The 17,790-nt window shown below is 40.9% G+C and carries 20 protein-coding genes and 1 tRNA gene; 7 read left to right on the top strand and 14 right to left on the bottom strand.

The window, feature by feature from the left end:
• Position 1: 1 nt before the first annotated feature.
• Entirely contained in the window at positions 2–1,054 is a 1,053-nt protein-coding gene (locus KW060_RS05945; protein ID WP_249035452.1) for a lytic murein transglycosylase, read from the bottom strand.
• A 214-nt stretch (positions 1,055–1,268) separates the two neighbouring features.
• Between KW060_RS05945 and KW060_RS05940 the strand changes: the two genes are divergently transcribed.
• Positions 1,269–1,358: transfer RNA gene (locus KW060_RS05940), tRNA-Ser, on the top strand.
• Between the two features lie 402 nt (positions 1,359–1,760).
• Here the strand turns inward: KW060_RS05940 and KW060_RS05935 are convergent.
• Positions 1,761–2,675, bottom strand: a complete 915-nt coding sequence (locus KW060_RS05935; RefSeq protein ID WP_249035451.1) for a CaiB/BaiF CoA transferase family protein — start codon at positions 2,673–2,675, stop codon at positions 1,761–1,763.
• Positions 2,676–2,773: 98 nt separating this feature from the next.
• On the opposite strand from KW060_RS05935, the gene KW060_RS05930 reads away from it, so the two are divergent.
• The gene (locus KW060_RS05930; protein ID WP_249035450.1) at positions 2,774–4,114 is read left to right on the top strand and encodes an aspartate aminotransferase family protein; all 1,341 of its coding nucleotides are present in this window, start codon (positions 2,774–2,776) and stop codon (positions 4,112–4,114) included.
• Positions 4,111–4,980, top strand: coding sequence for a beta-keto acid cleavage family enzyme (locus KW060_RS05925; RefSeq protein WP_249035449.1), 870 nt, complete (start codon positions 4,111–4,113; stop codon positions 4,978–4,980). Before KW060_RS05930 ends, KW060_RS05925 begins: the two co-directional genes overlap by 4 nt.
• A 9-nt stretch (positions 4,981–4,989) precedes the next feature.
• Here KW060_RS05925 and KW060_RS05920 read toward each other — a convergent pair whose 3' ends face one another.
• The gene (locus KW060_RS05920) at positions 4,990–5,781 is read right to left on the bottom strand and encodes an IclR family transcriptional regulator (protein WP_249035448.1); all 792 of its coding nucleotides are present in this window, start codon (positions 5,779–5,781) and stop codon (positions 4,990–4,992) included.
• 57 nt (positions 5,782–5,838) lie between these two features.
• On the opposite strand from KW060_RS05920, the gene pcaG reads away from it, so the two are divergent.
• Positions 5,839–6,432, top strand: coding sequence for a protocatechuate 3,4-dioxygenase subunit alpha (gene pcaG / locus KW060_RS05915; RefSeq protein WP_249035447.1), 594 nt, complete (start codon positions 5,839–5,841; stop codon positions 6,430–6,432).
• Between the two features lie 11 nt (positions 6,433–6,443).
• On the top strand, positions 6,444–7,118 hold the full coding sequence (locus KW060_RS05910; RefSeq protein ID WP_249035446.1) for a dioxygenase family protein: 675 nt from the start codon (positions 6,444–6,446) through the stop codon (positions 7,116–7,118).
• Between the two features lie 24 nt (positions 7,119–7,142).
• On the opposite strand, the gene KW060_RS05905 is transcribed toward KW060_RS05910, so the two are convergent.
• The 5 genes from KW060_RS05905 to KW060_RS05885 all read right to left on the bottom strand — a co-directional run bounded on the left by KW060_RS05905 (position 7,143) and on the right by KW060_RS05885 (position 12,157).
• On the bottom strand, positions 7,143–7,355 hold the full coding sequence (locus tag KW060_RS05905) for a sensor histidine kinase (protein ID WP_249035445.1): 213 nt from the start codon (positions 7,353–7,355) through the stop codon (positions 7,143–7,145).
• On the bottom strand, positions 7,336–8,580 hold the full coding sequence (locus KW060_RS05900; protein WP_249035444.1) for a transporter substrate-binding domain-containing protein: 1,245 nt from the start codon (positions 8,578–8,580) through the stop codon (positions 7,336–7,338). The genes KW060_RS05905 and KW060_RS05900 overlap by 20 nt, the downstream gene beginning before the upstream one ends.
• Positions 8,581–8,739: 159 nt before the next feature.
• Complete coding sequence (gene nhaC / locus KW060_RS05895) at positions 8,740–10,140, bottom strand: Na+/H+ antiporter NhaC (protein WP_249035443.1); 1,401 nt, start codon at positions 10,138–10,140, stop codon at positions 8,740–8,742.
• 84 nt (positions 10,141–10,224) lie between these two features.
• Positions 10,225–10,839, bottom strand: a complete 615-nt coding sequence (locus KW060_RS05890; protein ID WP_249035442.1) for a gluconate 2-dehydrogenase subunit 3 family protein — start codon at positions 10,837–10,839, stop codon at positions 10,225–10,227.
• A 22-nt stretch (positions 10,840–10,861) separates the two neighbouring features.
• Positions 10,862–12,157, bottom strand: a complete 1,296-nt coding sequence (locus KW060_RS05885) for a metallophosphoesterase family protein (RefSeq protein WP_249035441.1) — start codon at positions 12,155–12,157, stop codon at positions 10,862–10,864.
• Positions 12,158–12,517: 360 nt separating this feature from the next.
• Between KW060_RS05885 and KW060_RS05880 the strand changes: the two genes are divergently transcribed.
• The gene (locus KW060_RS05880; protein WP_249035440.1) at positions 12,518–13,003 is read left to right on the top strand and encodes a hypothetical protein; all 486 of its coding nucleotides are present in this window, start codon (positions 12,518–12,520) and stop codon (positions 13,001–13,003) included.
• Positions 13,004–13,008: 5 nt separating this feature from the next.
• Here KW060_RS05880 and KW060_RS05875 read toward each other — a convergent pair whose 3' ends face one another.
• From KW060_RS05875 to KW060_RS05855, 5 genes are all read right to left on the bottom strand, one after another.
• The gene (locus KW060_RS05875) at positions 13,009–13,515 is read right to left on the bottom strand and encodes a GNAT family N-acetyltransferase (RefSeq protein WP_249035439.1); all 507 of its coding nucleotides are present in this window, start codon (positions 13,513–13,515) and stop codon (positions 13,009–13,011) included.
• Positions 13,515–14,120 (bottom strand): peptidylprolyl isomerase, encoded by a 606-nt coding sequence (locus KW060_RS05870; protein ID WP_249035438.1) that lies wholly within the window; start codon positions 14,118–14,120, stop codon positions 13,515–13,517. The genes KW060_RS05875 and KW060_RS05870 overlap by 1 nt, the downstream gene beginning before the upstream one ends.
• Before the next feature lie 22 nt (positions 14,121–14,142).
• Complete coding sequence (locus KW060_RS05865; protein ID WP_249035437.1) at positions 14,143–14,943, bottom strand: hypothetical protein; 801 nt, start codon at positions 14,941–14,943, stop codon at positions 14,143–14,145.
• A 21-nt stretch (positions 14,944–14,964) separates the two neighbouring features.
• Positions 14,965–15,921 carry a carbon-nitrogen hydrolase family protein gene (locus KW060_RS05860; protein WP_249035436.1) on the bottom strand — a complete coding sequence of 319 codons (957 nt, stop codon included), beginning with the start codon at positions 15,919–15,921 and terminating at the stop codon, positions 14,965–14,967.
• Positions 15,922–15,994: 73 nt separating this feature from the next.
• On the bottom strand, positions 15,995–16,672 hold the full coding sequence (locus tag KW060_RS05855; protein WP_249035435.1) for a pirin family protein: 678 nt from the start codon (positions 16,670–16,672) through the stop codon (positions 15,995–15,997).
• Positions 16,673–16,793: 121 nt separating this feature from the next.
• Between KW060_RS05855 and KW060_RS05850 the strand changes: the two genes are divergently transcribed.
• Positions 16,794–17,162, top strand: coding sequence for a winged helix-turn-helix transcriptional regulator (locus KW060_RS05850; protein ID WP_249035434.1), 369 nt, complete (start codon positions 16,794–16,796; stop codon positions 17,160–17,162).
• On the opposite strand, the gene KW060_RS05845 is transcribed toward KW060_RS05850, so the two are convergent.
• Positions 17,159–17,545 carry a DUF7793 family protein gene (locus tag KW060_RS05845; RefSeq protein ID WP_249035433.1) on the bottom strand — a complete coding sequence of 129 codons (387 nt, stop codon included), beginning with the start codon at positions 17,543–17,545 and terminating at the stop codon, positions 17,159–17,161. The two genes, KW060_RS05850 and KW060_RS05845, sit on opposite strands and share 4 nt — an antisense overlap.
• Positions 17,546–17,790 lie beyond the last annotated feature (245 nt).

Genomic DNA, 17,790 nt, shown 5'->3' with positions numbered 1-17,790 from the left:
CCTATTTCAATTCATCTGATAGCAAACTTACGCCCAATGCATAAAGGTTAGAGCAGTTATAAGTCAGAATGGAACGGAAATTCTGATATGTCAAATATGCCGGCCCTTCGACACCCATTGGCATCAAAAGTGTTGCTTCGATATTGGTACTTGTCACTTTCGGAAGATCGCTACCATCAAGGTTACGTACGCCCATTTCCTGCCATTCATCAAGCGAATACTTCTTACTATGGTCACTTAAGGCACGCTTACATGACCTTGGTGGGTTTGGTTCATGGGTTAAATCAACAAGAGCCTGACGCGCCGCAAGATCATCCGGAAGCTTCACTTCCCTGCCCCATGTTTGATCAGGTCGCCATCCATGCACCGACAGATAATTACCAATTGATCCAAAAACATCCGCTTCATTGGTCCAGATATTCTTTTTACCGTCACCGTCCATATCATAGGCATAGGCAAAGAAACTTGTTGGCATAAATTGCCCCTGGCCCATTGCACCGGCCCATGACCCGATCATTTCATCTGGGGCGATATGTCCTTCTTCCAAAATCTGAAGCGCTTTTAAAAGTTCTTTTCTAAAAAAACTACTGCGACGCATATCATACGCGAGCGTCATTAACGAACGAACGATGTTAAAATTGCCGGTATAGGTCCCGTAATTTGTTTCCATCCCCCAAATTGCGGCAATAAATCTTTTTTGCACTGCAATGTTTTTCGCAGATGGATCAAGAACATCTTTAAATTCAGCCATTTTCTTACGGCCATTTTTAATCCTTAACGGACTAACGCGTTTTTCAAGATATTGCGCAGATGTTTGTGTAAATTCCGGCTGACGACGATCCAGCTCAACAACCTTCGGGTTTGGTGTAAGACCATCAAAGGCAGCATTTAGAATCTGATCAGAAATACCGTTCTCTTTTGCTTCCGCTTTTAATCCTTCGAGCCACTCTTCAAACGGAACCGGATTATCCGGCACTTGACGCTGCGCGCTTGCCACCGAAAAACCACTAAGAAATAGACTTGAAATTATTAAAATGAAAAAAGCTCTGATCACTTATCTGCCCTTATATTATGCGAGTATTTTTGCGAATTTTTTATGGTTAAATATATGCCAATATATATAGGTCATAAATCATGGCGTTTCAAAGGCAAATACGAAATTTGCCTAAAAAAAAATAAAATAACAAAAAAAGCACATTCTGTTCTTGACCTATTGATCATGATCCTTTAAATCCTCTCTTCACGCACAACCAGTTGCAATCTTATATGGAGAGGTGGCAGAGCGGTTGAATGCACTGGTCTTGAAAACCAGCAAGGGTGCAAGCCCTTCGTGGGTTCGAATCCCACCCTCTCCGCCAGATTTTCCCTTTATTTTCAATTACATAGCTTTATCAAAGTTTCTTGATGTTTTGCTTTAATGTTTTTCCAACAATCCACATTCCGTCCATTATCTGCCTTTCGTTGTTTACTACATTGAATGTTTGATAAGGCTTTCAGTTAGTATTAGAATGAGAATATTCTTGTAACAAAACTCAACGAAATGAGTTGTAAGGGGGAACATAGTGCAGTTTGTCTTAGAGATAATCCTTGAGATTTTTGCGGGATGGCTTCAATCAGGGTCAGACCGTGGATGGCTTGGTAAGATAAGGTCATACCTTCTTGTATTTCTTATCTCTTTTTTTGTGATACTTGTCTCCGGAGGGATAATCTACTGGTACATTACCAATCTTCATGAGATGAACAGAGGAAAGGCTATCGCATTAGGCGGCAGTATCATATTCTTCCATTTTGCCTTTGGGTTCATGTATTGGCTGATACGTAAGCGTTTCTTTTATCGCGGATGTCTTTTCCCATAACGCTTCCCAGTCATTCGTTTCTTTAAATGCAGCATCAATTTTATATCCTTGCGACCCTAACATTTCCCACATGCGGCAGTTTTGATCCGGTGTAAAGGCACCAATCATCAAAATGCCTTCAGAAGTCTGATACGCACTAATACCCGCTTCTTTATCACGTTTTATTTTTACCGGATGAAGTGCGGCGGCGGCCTCAGGCGCCATCATGGTCATGGCAACTTCAAGCATTGATGAACTTATGTGTGTGCCTTTGCCCGTTGTATTTCTTTGATGAAGCGCCGCCGAAATAGCAAATGCCGCGTTATACCCGGCCGCATAATCAACAAAAGACACGCCGGGTTTGTGACCACCCGATTGTTCAATAATTCCGCTGGTTGCCTGAATGGTATTATCATATGCATTAACCATAGCACGGTCGCCGTAATCACCATACCCAGTTAATGAGCAATAAATAAGTTTCGGATTTAATGCATTTAATTCATCATACCCAAGACCAAGTGACCCAAGCGCGCCCGTACGGTAATTTTCCACAAGAACATCAGTTTTCTTCACCATTTTTTTGAAAACACTCCGCCCCTTATCCGTTTTTAAATCAAGGGTCATTGCGCGTTTATTGGAAGCCTGCACCTGATAATTAAGACCACGCAGATCATTATTAAGATTACCATCAGGACCGCGCCCACGGGCACAATCCGGTGCGTTTGGAGCTTCGACCTTAATCACGTCTGCACCAAGAAGCGCAAACTGATAAGTAGAAAACGGCCCCGCCAATACATGGGTCAAATCGAGAATTCTGATATTTTCAAAAGGTCGTGTCATATTTTCTTTATATTCCCTATTGTCATTTATTGCAATATTGTTTTATAATTAAACGTAAGTTTGATATATAAAACTTTTTATATTTATTGGATAAGATTATGTCACATGTACTACATCGGAATATTAGCAAACCCGTCCCTATTGTCGATAGCGCAGATGGAAACTACCTTATTGACGAAAACGGCAAACGTTATCTTGACGCAAGCGGCGGTGCTGCCGTTAGCTGCCTTGGTCATACTAATGACCGTGTTATTCAGGCGATCAAAGACCAATTGGACAAGGTTTCATTTGCCCACACAGGCGTATTTTCAAACACAGCGGCTGAGGAACTAGCAACATATCTTATCCAAAACGCACCAGAAGGTTTTGGCAATGGTCGCGCCATGTTTTTGGGTTCCGGATCAGAAGCGATGGAGGCCGCATTAAAACTCGCTCGTCAATATCACCTTGAACGTGGCGATAAACAGCGCAGCAAGATTATCGCACGCGACAGATCATATCATGGCAATACACTTGGTGCCCTTGCAACGGGCGGCCATAAACAAAGACAGGAACCATTTGCACCTTTATTGATTGATGTGCATCACATTCCACCATGTTACGCGTACCGCTTCAAACGTGACGATGAAACACCAGAAGAATTTGGTATCAGAATGGCAAATACGCTTGAGGAAGAAATATTAAAACAAGGCCCAGAAACAGTTGCTGCCTTTGTTGCAGAACCCGTATCCGGCGCATCCCTTGGTGCAGAGCCAGCAGCGCCAGGATATTTCAAACGTATCCGCGAAATCTGTGATCAATATGGCGTTCTTTTCATCGCGGATGAGGTCATGTGCGGCATTGGCCGAACCGGCCGCCTGTTCGCCATGGAATGGGAAGGCGTCACCGCCGACATATATACAATTGCCAAGGGACTTGGTGCCGGTTACCAACCAATTGCATCCGTACTGGCATCCGAAAAAGTGATAGACGCCATTCAAGACGGGAGTGGTAACCTTTGGAATGGCCATACTTACATGAGCCACGCCATTGCATGCGCTGGTGCACTTGCCGTGTTAAAGGTGATCGAAGAAGATCAGCTACTTGGCAATGTTCGTACACAAGGGCAAAAACTTGAATCCATGCTGCGTGCTGAATTTGAAGATCATCCAAATATTGGCGATATACGCGGTCGCGGCTTATTCTGGGGGCTCGAGGTCGTCAAAGACAAAACCACCAAAGAGCCTTTCCCCGCCGAAGCGAACCTATCCGCCAAACTCAAGTCTGACATTCTGGAAAATGGTATGCTCAGTTATCCATCAAATGGATGCGTGGATGGCATTCGCGGTGATCATATATTGCTCGCCCCACCCTATACAGTCACCGATGATGAACTAACCATCATCGTGGAAACAGTTAAAAATTCACTCGAAACAATATTAAGCAAGGTATCAAAATGACCAAAAGGATCCTCACATGTGCGGTAACAGGTAACCTCACCAGCAAGGAAATGAACCCGGCACTGCCTATCACACCAAAGGAAATCGCTGAAGAAGGACTTAAAGCCGCCGACGCAGGTGCGGCAATTTTGCATCTTCATGTTCGTGATCCGGAAACCGGAAAAGGGTCAATGAATTTTGATCTTTATGATGAAATGGTGACACGCATCCGCGAAAAAAACACGGATGTGATTTTAAACCTTACAACTGGTGAAGGTGGACGATTTGTTCCAGGTAAAGAAAACCCGAAAATTGCGGCGGAAAATTCAACACTTTGCCGTCCGGAACTACGTGTTTCGCATATTGAAAAACTAAAACCGGAAATATGTACACTTGATTTAAACACCATGTGGTCCGGACAAGCCGCCGTGATCAATTCACCGGAAAATTTAAAAATCATGGCGGATATTATTTATGCCGCTGGCGTAAAACCGGAAATCGAAGTTTTCAATAGCAGCGACATGCACTTGCTTAATCACTTTATTGCCGAAGGCGTTATTAAAAACCCTGTTATGGTGCAAATGGTGATGGGTGTGCGTTTTGGCTTACCTGCTAATTCTGAATCGATGCTTTATATGAAATCGCAACTTCCTGATAACGCGGTTTGGGCCGCTTTCGGTATTGGCCGCATGGAATATCCTATGCTCGCGCAAAGCTTTGTTGCCGGCGGTCATGTACGCGTGGGCATGGAAGATAACGTTTACATTAAAAAGGGCGAACTTTGTTCCGGCAATGTGCAACTTGTTGAAAAAGCCGTTCATATTGTCGAAGAACTTGGCGGCAATATTGCGTCTACCGATGAAGCGAGAGAGATTTTAGGCCTTTAAATGACAGGATTAGCTTTTATAACCCAGACTTCTGGAAATTTCGCTGGCGGTTTCAACCACCGCCGGCACATAAAAGCTGTCCATTTTTTCAAAATCATAGGCACTATCAGGACCGGAAATATCAATCACTGCAATGATTTTACCGCTCTCGTCTTTAATAGGCGCAGTGATGGTCGATCCGCCCTTTTGTACAAACCCACGCGAAACGGCATATCCCGCAACGGAAACTTTTCTGACATTCGCAATCAATTCATCAATCGTTTTTGGCGTATGTTCCGTCAAAATGGTAAATTCATCATCGCCAAAGATATCAATGATTTCACTATCCCCAAGTCCGGCAAGCAACATCCAACCAAGAACGCTGGCATAAACGGGCCTGCGCTCACCAGTAGAAATGTTACTGACAAACGACGTGTTTGGGGCAATATTATCAAGATAAAGAACCTCTGCCCCATCACGTATAGCAAGATGGCTGGATACTTTTGTAAGATCACGAAGTTTTTCAAGATGCGGTCTTGCGATATTAATGATCCCTTGATCATTCAGATAAGAAAAACCAAGCCCCATGACGCGCGGGCCAAGCGAATAAAGTTTGCCGGACTGGTCAGTCAGCAAAAAACCAAGATATTCAAGGGTATATGTAATGCGAAAAGCAGAAGAGCGGGAAACGCCAAGCTTTTTGCCAATTTCAGCGATTGTAAGCGGCTTTTTTGCCTCGGCAATGATCTCGAGGACTTTAAGCCCTCTGGACAAGCCGGGAATAAAATATCTATCATGATTTTTATGAAGCGTTTCAGTCATCAATTGCTCAATTATTTAAACCAGTATTGTTTTATATACAAAACTTAAGGAATAGAAATGACACAATCAAGCGGAAAAAGCAACCGCCTCATTGCCACAAACGAAGATACCCTTGGGCCATACTACCCAATATCGCTTTGTGACAACGATAGTATGGATATGACAGCGGTCAGGTCAGGCATTATACATAAACCAAAAGGTGAGAAAATAACCATAAGTGGTTCTGTTAAAGATATAAATGGCAATTTAGCTAATGGCGTATTGCTTGAGTTTTGGCAAGCAAATGCAGATGGCATTTACCGTCGTCCTGATACTGAAACACACCCTGATCTGGACCCGTGGTTTACCGGATATGCACGCACACGTTCAAAGGACGGTAATTTTCAGCTGACAACTATTAAGCCTGGAAAAAGCGGTGACCGCGCCCCGAACATCACGCTTACGATTTTTTCTGATGGTATCATGCGAGTGGTTACGCAACTATTTTTTGAAGGCAATCCGGCCAATGAAAGCGACCCATTATTACAATCAATCCCGGAAAATTTGCGTGACCGTCTAATGATCAAAAGCACTGGAGACAATTCATATGAAATTGAAATCATAATGGCCGGTGAAAATGAAACACCATTCTTTGATGATTTACTGAGTTAGGAGCTGATATTATGACAAAACTAGGCAGACAAATTGAAATCGGCCCTACCGATAACACATCAAATGAACGCACACCTCGCAATCGCCTTCATTTAATCCCTGAGGCCGCACGCGCATCATTTGCCCCTTATGCCCCGCAAAATTACGGCATCAACCCTGCTGAAGCGGATATGACCCGTATTGCCCCTGGTCGCCCACGCGCCGAAGGTGACCCGATTAAGGTCACAGGGAAGCTAATGGATGAATATGGCCGCCCGCTCAGAAATTCACTGGTCGAAGTATGGAATGCCAATAAATATGGACGCTACACTCATATTGAGGATCATTCCGGTTTACAGCTTGATCCAAACTTCCTCGGTATAGGTCGCACATTAAGTGACAATGACGGCAATTATGAATTTTGGACCATCCGCCCGGGTGAATATCTTGCCCGCCCTGATATCGGCCGCTGGCGCCCGAAACACATCCATTTTTCCATTCGTGGCGGATCTTCACGCATGATTACACAAATGTATTTTAAAGATGACCCGCATAATGATACCGATCCTATGCGTATCTTAATGGGTGATAATTTTGATAAGAATATAGGCGTTGAATATGAAACTACGGGCGAAGACTTTGATTGCGGTTACAGGTTTGACATAGTTATTGGTGGCAGAAACCCGACATTCTTTGAAAATCTATAGCCCTCGCACATGAATACTTAAGCCTTAATTTACAACTCTACTCGTTGGAATAGAAATTAAGGCTTGAGTTCCCTCATCGACCTTGCTTTTCAATTTAAACATGCCGCCATGCAGTTCTGTAAAGTTTTTAATGATAGATAAACCAAGTCCGGTGCCCTCTTCATTAATATCATATGCTTCGTTGATTTGTTCAAACGGATTTAAAACATGTTCGAGCTTATCTTGGCATAGCAGCACTATACCCGGCCATAGCCCCCAAATTTCCGAATACTTGTTCGCCCTCTCTTGCGAATATAACGATTGATGGAGTTAAAAATGTATCTGTAAATTCTAAATATTTTCTGCGATCAACTGTGGGGGTAACATGTGCAACAACGTCCGCTTCACCCGTCCTGACCATTTCAAGACCTTCACTAAAGTTTTCATTGCCGACCCATTCGAACTCTACATTCAATCGTTCAGAGAAAATCTTAAAATAATCCCCAACAATACCGCTGATACTGCCATCTTTATCAACAATTTCAAATGGCGCGAGATATTGATCCAGCGCAACCTTAATGACAGGATTATTGCTTAACCATTCAATTTCATCATCAGAAAGACCGATATCAAGATTACTTTCCCGGTATCGTGCCTGCCATTTATTCGCCAGTTCGATATATTCCCTATCAGATACCGCAAGCATACCTTTTTGTAATACTGAATATAATACGGGCCAATCGTTTCTAACGGCAATTCTTAATTGATTATCTTCATTCAATTCCGGCAGGAACTCTCCGCCTATCACCTCTACATCAGTGATAAAATGCTTAGAAATTAAATATCTGGCAACCGGAAGATTGTCTGCAAAAACATCAATATCACCGGCAGAAAGTCCTAGAAGAGCATCCTTGGAAGTGTCATAAGAAACAGTTTGAAGGTCCGGGAAAAGATCGCCATAAAGCTGCTCTCTTAAATATCCTTTAATAACACCAATACGTTTTCCACGTAGATCATCTAATGAATTTACTTTTTCCGATCCTGTTCTACCAAAATATGCTGTCGGCAGCTCTAAATATGAATCTGTGAAATTCAAATATCCCTGACGATCTTCTGTGATACTGATACCATGTGTGATATCAATCTCTCTATCACGGACCATAGTCATCAATTCATCAAAAGTATATCCGTTCACAAATTCAAATGTTAAACCGACCTTTGATGCAATCAAATTTAAGTAATCTATTGAAAAACCAGCTGGTTCGCCACCCTGCACAAAATCAAGAGGCGCCCAATGAACAGTATTGGTCGCCGTAATAACAGGGTTTTCAGAAACCCAAATTTGCTCTTCCTGAGTGAGAGTAAATTCATTTGAAGATGATTGACCAAATGCACTTTCAGCAATTAGAAAAATGCATAATAAACTATATATAACCGCATTTATTTTTGAGCGTAAAACGCAAATTGGTACTATTACAGTCAACTTAAGGATCCGCTTCTCCCCCAAATTGGTTATCCAAACTTCCAAATAACATAGAATATAATAGTTAAAGAACTCATAACTTTATGAAGTCCTTATTTATCATAAATTAATTTACAACAAAAACACCGTAGCAGAAAGTAAAGAACAAATCTAGATAGGCTATTTTGCGGATTGGATTTCCAGCTCTTTTTTAACTTCACGGAATACAGCAATTCCGAAATATGTCATCACAAGCGATACTATTGGGTTTAGTAAATTCAAAAACGTATATGGCAAATAATCTAAGACCGGAATACCCATTGCACCAAAATAGAATGCACCCGCCGTTGACCAAGGGATCAGCGGTGAAGACATTGTTGTGCTTTCTTCCACCGATCTTGAAAGCATATACGGTTTTAGTTTCATTTCTTCATATTTTTTCTTAAAGAGCTGCGACGTTACAATGATCGAAATATAACTTTCGCCCATGCTGCAGCATGCGAGAATACCCGTGCAAATTGTCGCCAACATAAGCGCAAATACTGACCTAATCAAATCCAGTATTCCCGTCAGTAAAGACCTTAAGTAACCGCCTTTATCAAGCAACCCGCCAAGCGCAAGTGCGAATAATGTCATCGACAATGTTTCCATCATGCTCATCACACCACCACGATTAACAAGTGAATTTAAACCCGCATGACCGGTTTCCGCTGAATGCCCAACATGCAGATTTATCAGAACATCAAATATGGAACGATCCTGTAAGAATAGCGCCAATAAAACCGCCATACCCACGCTTGAAATCATTGCAATTTCAGCTGCTTTTTTACGCATACTCAGCGTAAACAATACAACAAGCGGTAATAAGCTCCAGATACTAACGATATAATTATCTGCGATTGCGCTTTGGAAAGCTTCTATCCCTTCTTTTGCAACACTATCGGCGGAATATTGCATACCCACCAATGCAAATAAAACAATACAAATAACATACGTCGGAATGGTTGTATAAATCATTGATTTTATGTGTTTATAAAGATCCGTTCCGGCCGCCACCGCAGCAAGGTTCGTGGTGTCAGAAACAGGGGATAATTTATCACCAAATGTCGCACCTGATACAACAGCACCAGCAACGATAGGAAGCGGAATTCCCATAGCAGAACCAACACCGATGAGGATCACACCAGCCGTACCAACCGTCCCCCAACTGGTCCCTACTGCAAGTGACATAAAGCTACAAATCAAAAGACCCGCAGGCAAAAAGACAGATGGACTGATCAAATCCAGACTATAATAAACAATGCTCGTGATCGTGCCACTTTCAAGATATGAAGCAATTACAACACCGATTAGAATAAAAATATACATGGCGCTTAAGCCACGTTCTATCCCTTTGCTCATCGCGGCTTTCATTTCTGGAAAACGGTAACCCAGAAAATATGAATGCACCGCGGTCCAGACGATTGCTAAAATAATAATTACATGAATGGGAATACTATAAACGATCAACCCGGTAATGATCATGACGATAATTCCGCCAAAACAGATGGCAGAATGCAAAAATGATGGTTGTTTACTCATATCCAAGTTTATTGCCCCTATTCCCCATTTTTATATTTGAATAACCATTTCCCGGTTATCACAGTGCTTTATGTACGAATTAACTTAAGTAGACCAGGCTTTACCATCAACACTTTCAAGCGGAATACAACCTTTAAATTCACCCGGTACAGGATCGTAATTTAATTCTTCGCTCGCACCAACCTCGGATGTGTAATATCCGAATATAATTAGTTCACGAAGTTCCAAATATATATGCTTTCTTGTTTCTATATTAGCAGAGCCAGGTATTTGCCCACCTTGTGATGACGCAAGCATTTCCAATCCCAATGAATCAAGTACGCGACCACGCCCTTCTTGATCAAGCTCTGAAAAAGTCATCCCATATTTAGCTTTGATATTTTCATCCAGCCTTGTTAATTCGGCGAGAAAATCCACCTTTTCATCTGCGGTCATCCAATTGGCCGCAAGTTCATCGATCAAATAATGTACATTTACTGATTTTGCACCCAGCGTATCAGTATCTGGAATTATCATATCGGCAATATCACCAATCAGATTTAGATGTGCTTCATTCAATGCTTTAAGTTCAAGACCATCAACATTGTCCGGAACACTCACTCCGCCATCACATGCTGCGACAATTGTTAAAGAAATAGCGCCACCCGTCACCATCGCCATACGCTCAAGTATCGTACGGCGGTTTAATTTATGTGTCATGACGCCTGATTTCCTTTCAACGTTATAATCTTGGATCTCCAAACCTTTGTTTGAAATCACTTAATTCGATTTGGAAATGATCTGCGTTCAGAAATTCCTGATCGCTCATTCCTTTTTGTTCTATATCCCGATACCAACTAACATATTCAGGAACTTCATAAGAATATTTTTTGAAATATGTCGAATAAGTACGAACGTTAATGTGTGGCACTTTTTCGCTAAAGTCAAATTCCATTAATCGAAGCCAGCCATCACCTGTCCTATCCAGACGTTTTGTATCACCATCCTGATTAACGACTTTTCCTCTTCCCTGAAAATCACTTAAAACCTGATAAACCTCAAGCCCCGCTTCATTCTTATCTGTTCGAATTGATTGCCCAATATGATGGCCGGATAAAATCATAAAAATCTGATCATTTTTCTTAATCCAGTCATTCCAGATGTCTTCTGCACTGTTATGACCAAGCGGGTCATATTTTGCTAGATCCAATGGTGATGCAGGCTTTCTTTCGCCACGCGGATTCAAATAATCATGGGTCGACATAATTGTCGGCAGCCCCGGATTTGCATCAATAACACCTTGCGCCCATTCAAGCACATCATCCCCAGCCTGCATTTCAAAGGCAAAATGTAGAAAGCGATAGCCGCCAGCTTCAAATATCTGCGCACTATTAACACCACCATTAAAGCTGCTGATATACCAATCCTTGTCTTTAAAATAATGGCTATCCGGCCCAAAGACGCCATTAAAAGTATCATATCCGCCAATATGAGTATTGGGCCTTGCCTTTTCTTCGATAAGTTTTGCCGTAGCCACCGGATCATTCGGCACAGGATTAACCGTCCACCAATATTGATAGTCATGGTTTCCAGGCGCCACAGAGAACGGCATCCCCGTTCTGGCAATCATATCGTACCCTTTTTTGGTTAAGGGAAGTTCGAAATCACGTACCCCGGCATTTACCTTTTCCGCGGGCAAGTTCGTTTCACGCGGCAATTGTTTTAAACCGCGTTTTTTATGGGCTTCATCCATGCCGATTTCGTAATTTTGCCATATGTCACCAACGGCAGTCGTAAAAACAATCTCACCACCATTTTGTTCACTATTTACAGCAACATATTCCATTTGCTGAATAAACAGATCGGCGGCATTAATGGGATAACCTTCATTTTTTTGTCTGGTAAAATCCACATAATATTGCGTATCTGGAATAACGGCGATGGTGAATTTATCATCAATTTCTTGTCGATCATCGCAGCCGGATAAAACCACTGCGATAACAAAAAGAAACATGAAATTGGTAATAGCCTTGATCATTTTTCATAACTCCCAATAAGATCAAACTTTTTTATCTAGAATAACGAATATTATGACACCAGAATTACAGATATGCATTTGTCCCTCATGTTATTTTTAACTGCATGACCTGAGCGGTTTATGAACTTCTCTTATGCCTGTTGACAATATCAGTCCCCTGTTTATATTTTCCAAGAATTAAGAGGAATGAATTCAATGTGGTTTATCGTAAAAATTTTAATTGTGCTTATTGTCGCTGGTGTTCTCTTTACCCCTGTTGCGATAGCCAGATATAAAAAGCGCAAGAAAAAATAATTTTTGACTCACATCTTGCGGATCACTATGGTTCTATTATGATATTTTCGATTATTGGGGGGAAACATGTCACCTAGCATTCCACAGATTTTAATACTTTTAATCATTTTTGTAATCCCAATTTTTTTCGCTTTTCATTTAAATAAAAAATTACGCGAAAATGAACCAACTGCTAGGCCTTACAGATGGGGATATTTTAATGCTATAAGCATGGGTGTTTCTTATCCTTTAACAATTCTATTATTGCTAATTACATCCATAATAACTACCGCAAACATGCTGATGTTGATTCCTTTCGTATTAACCCTAGTTATCTTTTTACCATTATCTTGGTTTATTTATAAAAGATATAAATGGCCTTGGATTGTTGGATTAGGTTTATATGGTATTTCTATTTTTTCTCAACTAATAATAGGTGATGTATTGGAAGCAATTCTGCCTATAATAATTTACACGTTGAATGTAATATACGTTAAAAATAGATGGAAAGAGTTAAAGCCAACTAACCATGAAAGTCTAATAATTGATGAAATCGAAAAGGTAGTTGATTGATAAAATCAAAGTGATTTTTGCATCAAAACCACATCGATCCAGCGGTCAAATTTAAACCCAACCTTTTCCATGGTTCCAACTTTTCTAAACCCTAAGTTTGAATGAAGCTTTATAGATCCATGATTTTCACTATCACCAATAACCGCTATAACCTGCTTTAAATTTAACTCTTGGCATTTATCCAGTAATTCTTTCATCAGGGCAGACGCGACGCCCTGCCCCCGATAATCCGGATCAATATAAATCGCGTTTTCAACCGTTTGTGAATATGCGGAACGTTGTCTATAAAGTGAAACATAAGAATACCCAACAACAAGGTCATTTATTTCGGCCACAAAGTGTGGGAACCCTTGGTCAATAATTGCCTGTCTTTTTATCACTAAGTCTTCTACGGTCGGCGGCACTTTATCAAATGTCGCCGTGCCGTTTAACACTTCATATTCATAAATACGCTGAACCGCCCCGATATCATCATCTGTTGAGGGACGAACTACCGGTGCGGTTTTGTTCATTATTCTAAACGCTCTATCGTATGAATAACAACTGGATTAACAATCATTTGCCCGGCCGTAAATTCCAGATTATCAGGATCGGCAGGCGGGACGGTTTCGGCCAACTGTATTTCCCTAACGATTTCCATACCGCTAATTACACGACCAAAGGCCGCAAATCCCTGACCATCAGACGCACGCATGGAACCAAAATCAAGATTTGGATTTTCATTTATCGCAATAGAAAATGATGCTGTTGCCGTATCCGCGCCACCACGGGCCATAGATAGCGTTCCATCGACATGATTTATGCCCGTATCACGGGTCCGTTCAAGCGGGATCGGATCAAAATGTTCAACACTGTCATCAACACCAATTTGAACCACTTCGATTTTGATTTTATTCTGAATTTGATTATCCATACGCACAGCACGGAAAAAAGTCGCATTGTCATATCCTTTTGCATCTACATAACGCAGGAAATTGGCAACACTGATGGGCGCTTTATCAGCATAAAGCTCTGCGATAATCTCGCCCTTTTCCGTAATCATTTTTACTTTTGGATTTTGCGCGTTTGCGACAGTTGCCACCATCAATCCCATTACGGCTAAAAATATCTTTTTCATTTTTCTTCCCCTTCAATAATATTTAATTTTCTACATTCATTGTCATTTCATGAGTAACCCTGCCGTTTTGAAGGACATATATTTTTTCGTCTGCCAACACGCTCATATCACCATATAGTAGATTCAAAAATATATGTACATCTTGTGGCTTCTTTGAAACGACATGCGAAAACATCGTCATCACTGGTTCGGCTTCCATTTCTTCTTCATTCTTTTCAGGACTTATCGTTAAACAAGAATTTGAAAGCCGTTCTTTACGTATAAAATCTTTCTCACCTTTATTAAACGTAAATCGGTAATGGCCACCTATTGGAATTTCGCCATGAACTTTGGTTCCTGCTAACCAATAAATTATTATTTTCCCGTTTTCTTCCAACACAACAGAATTATATGTCTGACTACACATGTTCTTCATTGACATTAAAGATGTCATTCTGGCTTCAAACATATTACTTATATCTTCAGTGATTTCTATCGGTTCAACCAGCGTACCATTCATATATTCATCAAAATCCACCTGATATTTGATAAAGTACGTTCCATCATCTTCTATTCCGATAAAATAAGTACTAGCTGTCTTGTGTGTATCTTTAGTTATCCATCCTCGTAATTTATTTAAATCACGGTTAGGGTCGCTAAATAGAATATCTGATGCTTTCCAAGCATATTGATCTTTTAAATATATTTTTGCCCCTCTCGTTTCTGCAAGTTCCGTTGGTAAATCTTCTACGGGACTTAGATCGTTTTCTTCTGTCAGCTGACCTTGTGCCAATACATTTTGAAAACCAATTATACAGAATATAAATATTATATTTTTGAGCATATCCCCCCCCTTTTTTTTAAATCAATCTTCTATAATTTCTATCGTAGACTGACGACGCCTGTCAACGACCAGTTTGGTTACATCCGGCCTTGAATAATGACCCGCGGGATCAAAATTCTGGCGTTCTTCGCGCACGCGGGCATGATCGATTTCCGCTACATAAAGCCCTTCTTCACCGATTTGTGGCTCAATGACCCATTCACCGTTTGGTGCACTTAAACATGATGCACCATTTGCAAAATATTCTTTATTGCCTGCGCCATTCAAAATTTCATCAAGGTAAGGTGTATCATCAGGAAAGTCGCTTGCGCGCATCAATCCCGAAACGGACATGACATATGATCTGCCTTCTTTTGCCATATGGCGGGTAATATCATGGGTGTTATGATCACCACCCGGCCAAATCGCCACATGAAGATCTTCGCCCATGCCGTAAAGCGCCGCACGCGGTAAGGGCATCCAGTTTTCCCAACAATTTAAACCACCGACCGTAAAGGCACCAAGTTCATGAACCCTTAAACCATGGCCATCACCCGGTGACCATGTCAGACGTTCTTCATAGGTCGGCATTAATTTGCGGTGTGTGGAACAAATTTCACCATCTTTATTGATATAAACCATTGTGCAATAAAGACTATGGCCACCACGATTTTTTGCCCGCTCAATAATGCCTAAGTAAAGGGCGACATTATTCTTTTTTGCAGCAGCGCAAACCGCATCCAAATGACCTGCTTCAATTTGCACGGCTTCCTTCATATAAAGTGCATGAAGTTCTTTTTGGTCCTTGGCATTAAACCTTGCACCACCCGTTGGTTCAATCCAGAATGGATATCCCGGAACCAGTGCTTCACCAAAGGCAATAAGCTCAAGCGATTTCTCGCCTGCCTCATTGATATAATCAATCACTTTTTCAAGTATTTTTCCCCGGTTAAGCCATACAGGCGCCATCTGCGCCAGTCCAACTGTTAACTTATCCATGCCTCTCTCCTTCTGGTCCAAAACTTGGCGTTACACTAGCTTATGGACCAGGATAGAGAAAGAAGAAAATCTATTATTCCTCACGAATTACGATAACCTGCACATCATCGCTGGTTGCTTCAAAAGAGAGGTCATTACCACGGATTAAATCACCGTCTGTAATTTGCCCTTGTCCTTTTAAAGACATGGTACCGCGCGTAAGATATAATATCGCTTCGCCATCGACATTAAACTCTTCACCATTTTTAAATAGACCAATTTCCATAATGGTATGACTATCCATATAATCAGGGTTACCTCTTTTACCGCCGTATACACGGTTTAGTTTCCCCTCATCAGGTGTATAAAGTTTGTAACTTGCTGGCTCGCCGGCATTTTCCGGCAATACCCATAACTGGATCATACGATTTTCAACATCATCAGGGTTAATTTCATTATGTTTAAACCCTTCACCGCCAGCGCGTTGAACCTGTACTTGGTTCCTACTTAATGATCCACCATGTTCAAGTGACCCTTCATGGGCTATGTTTCCTTCGACCATAACTGAAATCACATCAATTTCCTTATGTGGGTGCATTCTCGTTTCACCGAAAGGTTGGAAATTGGCATCAGCCAAATATACTAAACTGCCAATTCCATTCCATGTATCAGCATAACCACCGACTTTCTGATCAACGATCAATCTTTTTTCAGTAAGCCCTGCAAATCCACCAAGTGGCAAGTCATCTCTTTTTAAAATTTCAATACCCATAATATTCTCCTTTAATCTTAAGAATTTTCTTTCTTGATATTGATCATGTAAGCCATTAGTATATAAAGTCAACTAGGTACCTTTTGGTAACTATTGTAAATAATTTTAGAAAGATGACAAAATGGTAAGAATACTTGAAAATGCATCCTGCCCTATCGGTGGTACTCTGGAAATCATTGCCGGACGTTGGAAGCCGGAAATTCTTTGGCATCTACAAAATGGGCCAATTCGTTTTAATGAATTAAAAAGATTGGTGGGAAGCGTTTCTCAAAAAATGCTCACACAACAATTAAGAGAGCTTATTAGAGACGGCCTTGTCATTAGAAAACAATATGCCGAAATACCACCACGTGTTGAATATGAACGAACAGAACTTGCAAATTCTTTGCAACCCGTTTTCAAAGCACTTGTTACATGGAATGAGGAAAATGCAAGCAGCGTCTATTTAGCAAGAAACAATTACGATAGAGAAAACGCAAAATCAGCTTAAATATTAACGTGACTTAAAAGCCATTCTTTTGCTTCGCTTCTTTCGTTGAATAATTTTGTCGGATAAGGGTTATTTTGCAATTTCATGTAAATTTCGCCGATTACAGATCCGATATTCGCTGTTGCTACGAGCGCTACCGCTTTTGTAACTTCCACGATCCAAGGATTACTACCAAGGTTTGAGATTTCACCAAAAATATCAGTGGCAAATTCACCGATTAACATAACTGGCATTTTTTCGCCCGGCCTTAACTTTCGTCTTTGTGCAGAACAATGCACCAAATGTGCTGGCGTAATTATGGTAGTGCCAAAATCAATAATAGCAATATTATCATCGATATGTATTTCCGGCATTTCTGCGGGATACTCATACTCATTAATCACTTCAAAATCTTCCTTGTCACAATTCTGTAATAAAAAGGCTTAATCAGCGAGGTTAAGTATAGAAAAGGTATATATTTAGCAAGTTCTTTTTTTAACTTTTTATTAACCTTTATAAATAGATAACCCTAAAGCCCGCTGAAAATAACGATTTTTTTGATAAAAAGTATTTACAATACATGTTATATAACATATATTATAAATACATCTTGTGAAGAAATCACTGCCTACCTTTACAATAATGTACT

The organism is Pseudemcibacter aquimaris (assembly GCF_028869115.1).
Classification (GTDB): domain Bacteria; phylum Pseudomonadota; class Alphaproteobacteria; order Sphingomonadales; family Emcibacteraceae; genus Pseudemcibacter; species Pseudemcibacter aquimaris.
Note: the sequence above shows the minus strand (reverse complement) of the source record. Positions and strands in the feature narration are given on the sequence as shown.

Coding starts and splice junctions, on each gene's coding strand:
- KW060_RS05935 (WP_249035451.1), bottom strand. CDS start 2,675: ATGACACGACCTTTTGAAAATATCAGAATTCTCGATTTGACCCATGTA.
- KW060_RS05930 (WP_249035450.1), top strand. CDS start 2,774: ATGTCACATGTACTACATCGGAATATTAGCAAACCCGTCCCTATTGTC.
- KW060_RS05925 (WP_249035449.1), top strand. CDS start 4,111: ATGACCAAAAGGATCCTCACATGTGCGGTAACAGGTAACCTCACCAGC.
- KW060_RS05920 (WP_249035448.1), bottom strand. CDS start 5,781: ATGACTGAAACGCTTCATAAAAATCATGATAGATATTTTATTCCCGGC.
- pcaG (WP_249035447.1), top strand. CDS start 5,839: ATGACACAATCAAGCGGAAAAAGCAACCGCCTCATTGCCACAAACGAA.
- KW060_RS05910 (WP_249035446.1), top strand. CDS start 6,444: ATGACAAAACTAGGCAGACAAATTGAAATCGGCCCTACCGATAACACA.
- nhaC (WP_249035443.1), bottom strand. CDS start 10,140: ATGAGTAAACAACCATCATTTTTGCATTCTGCCATCTGTTTTGGCGGA.
- KW060_RS05890 (WP_249035442.1), bottom strand. CDS start 10,839: ATGACACATAAATTAAACCGCCGTACGATACTTGAGCGTATGGCGATG.
- KW060_RS05885 (WP_249035441.1), bottom strand. CDS start 12,157: ATGATCAAGGCTATTACCAATTTCATGTTTCTTTTTGTTATCGCAGTG.
- KW060_RS05880 (WP_249035440.1), top strand. CDS start 12,518: ATGTCACCTAGCATTCCACAGATTTTAATACTTTTAATCATTTTTGTA.
- KW060_RS05875 (WP_249035439.1), bottom strand. CDS start 13,515: ATGAACAAAACCGCACCGGTAGTTCGTCCCTCAACAGATGATGATATC.
- KW060_RS05870 (WP_249035438.1), bottom strand. CDS start 14,120: ATGAAAAAGATATTTTTAGCCGTAATGGGATTGATGGTGGCAACTGTC.
- KW060_RS05865 (WP_249035437.1), bottom strand. CDS start 14,943: ATGCTCAAAAATATAATATTTATATTCTGTATAATTGGTTTTCAAAAT.
- KW060_RS05860 (WP_249035436.1), bottom strand. CDS start 15,921: ATGGATAAGTTAACAGTTGGACTGGCGCAGATGGCGCCTGTATGGCTT.
- KW060_RS05855 (WP_249035435.1), bottom strand. CDS start 16,672: ATGGGTATTGAAATTTTAAAAAGAGATGACTTGCCACTTGGTGGATTT.
- KW060_RS05850 (WP_249035434.1), top strand. CDS start 16,794: ATGGTAAGAATACTTGAAAATGCATCCTGCCCTATCGGTGGTACTCTG.